The organism is uncultured Maricaulis sp., assembly GCF_963976135.1.
Classification (GTDB): domain Bacteria; phylum Pseudomonadota; class Alphaproteobacteria; order Caulobacterales; family Maricaulaceae; genus Maricaulis.
In genome coordinates this window covers 1-5,638 of the sequence record NZ_CAXBKN010000130.1, presented here as the reverse complement: position 1 = coordinate 5,638, position 5,638 = coordinate 1, and the positions used below count along the sequence as shown (strand labels likewise).

Below are 5,638 nucleotides of genomic sequence, written 5' to 3'. Positions count from 1 at the left end.
ACCAAGCCGATGTCGACCCAGCGTGATCTGGCCCTGGCCTATTCGCCGGGCGTCGCGGCGCCAGTGCGCGCCATCGCGGCCGATCCTGATGCGGTTTACGACTATACCTCCAAGGGCAATATGGTCGCGGTTGTGTCCAATGGCACCGCCATTCTCGGCCTTGGCAATCTGGGTCCGCGGGCCTCGAAACCGGTGATGGAAGGCAAGGCGATCCTGTTCAAGCGCTTTGCCGATATCGATGCGGTCGACATCGAGATCGACTATACCGACCCGGAGGAATTCATTGCCTGTGTCCGCGGTTTTGGCGACACGTTTGGCGGCATTAATCTGGAAGATATCAAATCGCCCGAATGCTTCGAGATCGAGCGCCGCTTGCGCGAAATGCTCGACATCCCGGTCTTCCATGACGACCAGCATGGCACTGCGATCATCGCGACGGCCGGCCTGATCAATGCCTGCGACATCACCGGCCGCAAGCTGGAGGAGATCAAGGTCGTGCTGTGCGGCGCCGGCGCGGCGGGCCTGTCCGTGCTCGAGCTGATCGAATCGATCGGCGTCCGCAAGGAAAACACCATCGTCGTCGATATCGATGGCGTGGTTTATGAGGGCCGCGAGGGCCTGCACGAGCGCCTCGCCAAGCACGCCGTCAGGACCGAGGCGCGCACGCTCGCCGAAGCGGCGGTCGGGGCCGATGTGCTGCTGGGCCTGTCGGCGGCGGGAGTCTTTACCAAGGACATCATCGCCAGTCTGGCACCCGACCCGATCATTTTCGCGATGGCCAATCCAACCCCGGAGATTACCCCGGAAGAGGTCAAATCGGTCCGCGATGACGCGATCATGGCGACCGGCCGGTCTGACTATCCCAACCAGGTCAATAATGTCCTCGGCTTCCCCTATATTTTCCGCGGTGCGCTCGATGTGCGGGCCCGCACGATCAATGAAGAGATGAAGATCGCCGCCGCCCGGGCCCTGGCCGCCCTGGCACGCGAGGATGTGCCCGACGAGGTCGCGGTCGCATACAGGGGCGAGCGCCTGCAATACGGCCGCAATTACATCATCCCGTCGCCCTTTGATCCGCGTCTGATTTCCTGGGTGCCGCCCTTCGTGGCCAAGGCTGCGGTTGAGAGCGGTGTCGCTCGGCTGCCCTTTGCGGAGGGCGTCAATTACACGCACACACTGGCGCGGCGGCTCGATCCGACCGCGGCGTTGCAGCAACGCGTCGCCGCCTCGATCCGCGCCGAGCAGAAGACAATTGTCTTCGCGGAAGGTGAAGAGCCATCCGTGATCCGCGCCGCCCATGCCTTCCAGTCCCAGGGGCTGGGCAAGGCGATCCTGGTGGCGCGCGAGAATGTCGCGCTCGCCAATATGCGCGAACTCGGCATCCCGACCGATACGCTGGAAATCTGCAATGCCCGCCTGTCGGAGCAGAATTCGGACTATGCCGATTTCCTGTACGGGCGGCTGCAGCGCAAGGGTTATCTGCGCCGCGACGTGCAGCGTCTGGTCAATAATGACCGCAATGTCTTCTCCGCCTGCATGCTGAAAATGGGCCAGGCCGACGGCATGGTCACCGGTGTCACGCGCCACTCGAATGTGGTGATGCGCGACGTCAAGCTGGCGCTCGAGCCGGTGGAGGGCGGACGCGCTGTCGGCGTCGCTGCGGCGGTCTCGCGCGGCCGTACCCTGATCATTGGCGATATCTCGGTCACCGAGTTTCCCGACGCCCAGGCCCTGGCCGAAATCGCGATCGCCACAGCCAATGCCGCGCGCCGCTTCGGACTGACGCCGCATCTCGCTTTCCTGTCTTATTCCAGCTTCGGAAACCCGCCGGGCGAACGTTCGGAAAAGATGCAGGATGCCGTGCGCATTCTCGACAAGCTGGGCGTCGATTTCGAATATGAGGGCGAACTGGCCGCCGATATCGCGCTCGATCCCGATCACCACGAGCTCTATCCCTTCTCGCGCCTGAGCGAGCCGGCCAATGTGCTGATCATGCCGGCGGTCCATTCCGCCTCGATCGCGGTGCGCCTGCTCAAGGCCGCTGGCGGTGCGACGGTGATCGGTCCGATGCTGGTCGGGCTGGAGCATCCGGTCCAGATTGCGCGGCTTGGGGCCTCGGTGACGGATATCGTCAACCTGGCGAGCATTGCCGCCTACGACCTCAACAAGGCTTCCGCATAGCAGCCATTCACGGGGAAGTGACGTCAGCCGGGTGCAGACTCCTCTGGCGATCTCTATCTAACATCGCCTGCGCGTTGATAAGGATGCATCATGGCCGGACGGACAGCACACGATATGACGCAGGGGCCGGTTTTCGGCCATGTTCTGCGCATGATCGTGCCGATGAGTTTCGGCATTCTCGCCATGATGCTGGTCGGGATTGTCGACACTTATTGGGTCGGCACGCTGGGCACCGCACAACAGGCTGCAGTGCAGATGAGTTTTCCGGTCACCATGCTGGTGATGAGTGTCTCGATCGGGCTCGGGGCCGGCGCCGTTTCCGCCGTCTCGCGCGCTGCCGGACGCAAGGATGCCGGCTCGATCCCGCGTATCGCCACCGATGCGATGAGCCTTTCTCTTCTCTCGGTCGGCGCCGTCTCGGCCCTCGGCATTGTTTTCGTCGAGCCGATCTTCCGGGCGCTGGGTGCCAGCGCGACGATGCTGCCGCATGTCGTCGACTATATGACGGTCTGGTTCGGCGGCATCGTGTTGATCGTGGGGCCGATGGTGGCGAGCAATATCCTGCGGGCGCTCGGCAATGCGATCATCCCCAGCCTGATGATGGTCGCGGCGGCCGTGTTCAATCTCGTCCTCGACCCGATTTTCATTCTCGACGATGTGTTCGGCCTCTTCCCCGGCCTCGGCTGGGGCGTTTCCGGGGCGGCGCTGGCGACCGTCGCCGCCAATGCACTCACCTTCGCCATGGTCGGCTGGTATCTGGTGTTCAAGGAAAAGCTGATTGATTTCGGCTGGAGCGATCTGGGCGAGGTCTGGCACCATTGGGGCGAGATCGCCCGTGTCGGCCTGCCAGCCAGTATTTCCAATGTTTTCAATCCGATTGCCATGACTGTCGCGATGAGCGGCCTGGCCATGGCGCGGTTCGGCGATGCCGCCGTTGCCGCGCTCGGGGTTGCGGCGCGGGTCGAGGCCTTCGCCATCGTGCCGCTGTTTGCGCTCTCGGCCTGTATCGGGGCTGTGACGGGCCAGAATGGCGGCGCCGCCCGCCTCGATCGGGTGCGCGAGGCCTTCCGTTCCAGCTTCCTGTTCTGCATTGGCTGGAGCCTGGCCATCGCCGTCCTGCTCTGGCTGTCGGCCGGCCTGCTCGCGGCGGCCTTCCTGCCCAGCGAGGCCGGCCAGGCGACGGCGGTTTTCTACTGGCGCATCGTGCCGCTGACGATTGCCGGCTATGGCATCACGATTGCCGCGAGCGCCGGCTTCAACGGGCTTGGCCGTCCCGGCCATGGCATGGCGATAACGGCCGGGCGCGCACTGGGCCTGATGGTCCCGGCCGTTCTGGTCGGTGCGATCCTGCTCGACGCGCCACAAGGCGTGATCTGGGGCGTGGCCTTCGCCAATATTTTCGCCGGTGCGCTCGCCGGTCTGTACGTGCTGACCCGCGCCCCGATGACCGCCAAGCATGGCAAGGCGCGCAAAACAGCGGCGGCGCCGGCCGCGGCGGAGGAGGACGCGCCCTAGCGCCTCACCAGCACGCCAGCCAGTTCCGGCTTGCCCTTCAGTGACGGGTGGGGCCAGGGGATGAAATCCGCGTCGTCGGGCCAGATCCACCGCTCGGTCGGGAAGAGTTCATGCATCGCATCGAGCGCGCAGCCATAGGGCGGCCCGCCGGGCACGTCCTTCTGCATGAAGAGGGCGAGCAAATGCCCGCCCGGTTTCAGCCAGTCGCACAGTGCGCGCTCGTAATCGACGCGCAGACGCGGCGGGATGGCACACAGGAAAGTCTGCTCGTAAACCCGGTCATATGGCTTGCCTGGATGGTGGGCGAGAACATCGCCCTCAAGGAGCGTGGCGTCGTGGCCGGCCTGATCGAGCGCCTGGCGCTGAAAGGCGAGGGCGGTGGACGAGAGATCGGCGCCCGTGACATCGAGCCCGCATCCGGCGAGGAAGGCGAGTTCCGGCGAGCGGCCACAGCCGGGGATGATGACCCGTCTTCCCGGCTCAAACTCTCCGGCCCTCATCCAGGCCAGCATGGCCGGGTGCAGTTCCTGCCGCTCCCAGGGCGTGTCGTCGGCGGCAAAACGGGTTTCCCAGTCGAATGCGGAACGTTCTTCACTCATCCGGCGTCTCCTTGCGGCAGCCACGAGTGCGGCGTGATTAGCAAAGGTCTAGCTAGTACCCAAGGCGGGTGGTGGTGCAAGTGGCGCTTCAGCCGGTGCGGCGCTGGTCCGCACTGATCCCGGTTTGCGGGCGAAGTTGAACCACGTCAGGTGCCGCGCTGGCCGGGTTTGATTGCCGCGTGTCGCGAATGCTGGAGATCAGGATTTTGGCGCCATTGTGCGAGACCGGGGTGATGATGGCATCATGGATCTCGAAACGGTGCGGATTCGAGAATTGCAGAATCATCGGAAACCGAAGCGGCTCATCGAGGCGGAGTTTGAAATTGCGGGCGTAGGATTCAATGTTCGTGGCGGTCCACAAACGTTCGGCATTGGCGTTGCGGCTGAGCAGCTCGCCGTTTCCTGTAGTCATCACCACCGCATCGCTGCAGGCATCGAAATACTGTCGGTAGAGCGCGTGCATTTCCCGCAATTGCCCCTGGTGCAGACCGGCTGCACTGGCCCGTTCAAGCGTCCGGACGATCACCGATCCGAGGGTCTGGAAATTCTCCAGGGATTTGACCAGCGCGTCCTCGCCCCCGGAGGCGAATGTACGACCGACGATTTCCGCATTGTCTGATCCTGACAGGATGATGAGCGGTACGGGGCGCACCGCGTGCAGCGCGGCGATATCGTCTTCCATGGTCGTTGCATCGGGCAGGCCCAGATCGAGCAGGGCGATGTCGAAAGCGGTTTCGCTGAGCGCAGCCCGGCCATCGGCCAGGGATTTGACGCGGTGAAGCTTGACCGGGCCGGGATAGGTGTTGCGCAGAAAATGTTCAATCAGCAAGGCATCGCAATTGAGGTCCTCGATATGGAGGACATGGATCGGCGCCGACCCGGGTGCGGCCGCCTCGTCAGGTGTTGATCTCATGGTCATTCGTGCAGGCCCCACAGCGGCAAATTCGTCCCTATCACAGGGAATGTGTGGTTAATTTTCTCTTGCCTTGCAGGCGTGCCGGGGTGATCACGGAACAATTTCGGGGCGGGGACGCGCCGCCGCCGGCGGGCAGGCCTGCCAGGGCAGGGCATCCGGCCCGCGCCGGCGGAGTGTGATGGCGAAGCATATATTATGCATGCCGGGCGGTGCGCCGCCGAAATGCCTGGTGGCGGTGGGGCGATATTGACGAAGGCGCGCGAGCGGCTAGAAAGACGGCCTGATCCTGATCCCTGCGGCTGTGGTGGAATTGGTAGACACGCGTGGTTTAGGTCCACGTCTCTTACGAGGTGGGGGTTCAAGTCCCTCCAGCCGCACCACCCTTCGCCCTGCGGGCTTCGGGTGGCAAGCCACCCGCAGCGCGCAC

4 protein-coding genes and 1 tRNA gene are annotated in these 5,638 nt (G+C 64.0%); 3 read left to right on the top strand and 2 right to left on the bottom strand.

Annotation, left to right across the window (positions count from 1 at the left end; translation table 11 throughout):
• The coding region (locus tag AAC023_RS13290) for an NADP-dependent malic enzyme (RefSeq protein WP_339741679.1) at nt 1-2,181 on the top strand (2,181 nt) is incomplete at its 5' end.
• A gap of 90 nt (nt 2,182-2,271) precedes the next feature.
• Nucleotides 2,272-3,696: an MATE family efflux transporter gene (locus AAC023_RS13285; protein ID WP_339741678.1), complete on the top strand. Its 1,425-nt coding sequence runs from the start codon at nt 2,272-2,274 to the stop codon at nt 3,694-3,696.
• Here the strand turns inward: AAC023_RS13285 and AAC023_RS13280 are convergent.
• Nucleotides 3,693-4,295, bottom strand: coding sequence for a methyltransferase domain-containing protein (locus AAC023_RS13280; protein WP_339741677.1), 603 nt, complete (start codon nt 4,293-4,295; stop codon nt 3,693-3,695). The two genes, AAC023_RS13285 and AAC023_RS13280, sit on opposite strands and share 4 nt — an antisense overlap.
• Nucleotides 4,296-4,383: 88 nt before the next feature.
• Nucleotides 4,384-5,208: a response regulator gene (locus tag AAC023_RS13275; protein WP_339741676.1), complete on the bottom strand. Its 825-nt coding sequence runs from the start codon at nt 5,206-5,208 to the stop codon at nt 4,384-4,386.
• Nucleotides 5,209-5,506: 298 nt separating this feature from the next.
• Here AAC023_RS13275 and AAC023_RS13270 point away from each other — a divergent pair.
• Nucleotides 5,507-5,591, top strand: a tRNA-Leu gene (locus AAC023_RS13270).
• Nucleotides 5,592-5,638: the final 47 nt, after the last annotated feature.

Bases quoted from the DNA above. Each gene is read 5' to 3' on its own strand.
- AAC023_RS13275 (WP_339741676.1), bottom strand. From the start codon at position 5,208: ATGAGATCAACACCTGACGAGGCGGCCGCACCCGGGTCGGCGCCGATC.
- AAC023_RS13285 (WP_339741678.1), top strand. From the start codon at position 2,272: ATGGCCGGACGGACAGCACACGATATGACGCAGGGGCCGGTTTTCGGC.
- AAC023_RS13280 (WP_339741677.1), bottom strand. From the start codon at position 4,295: ATGAGTGAAGAACGTTCCGCATTCGACTGGGAAACCCGTTTTGCCGCC.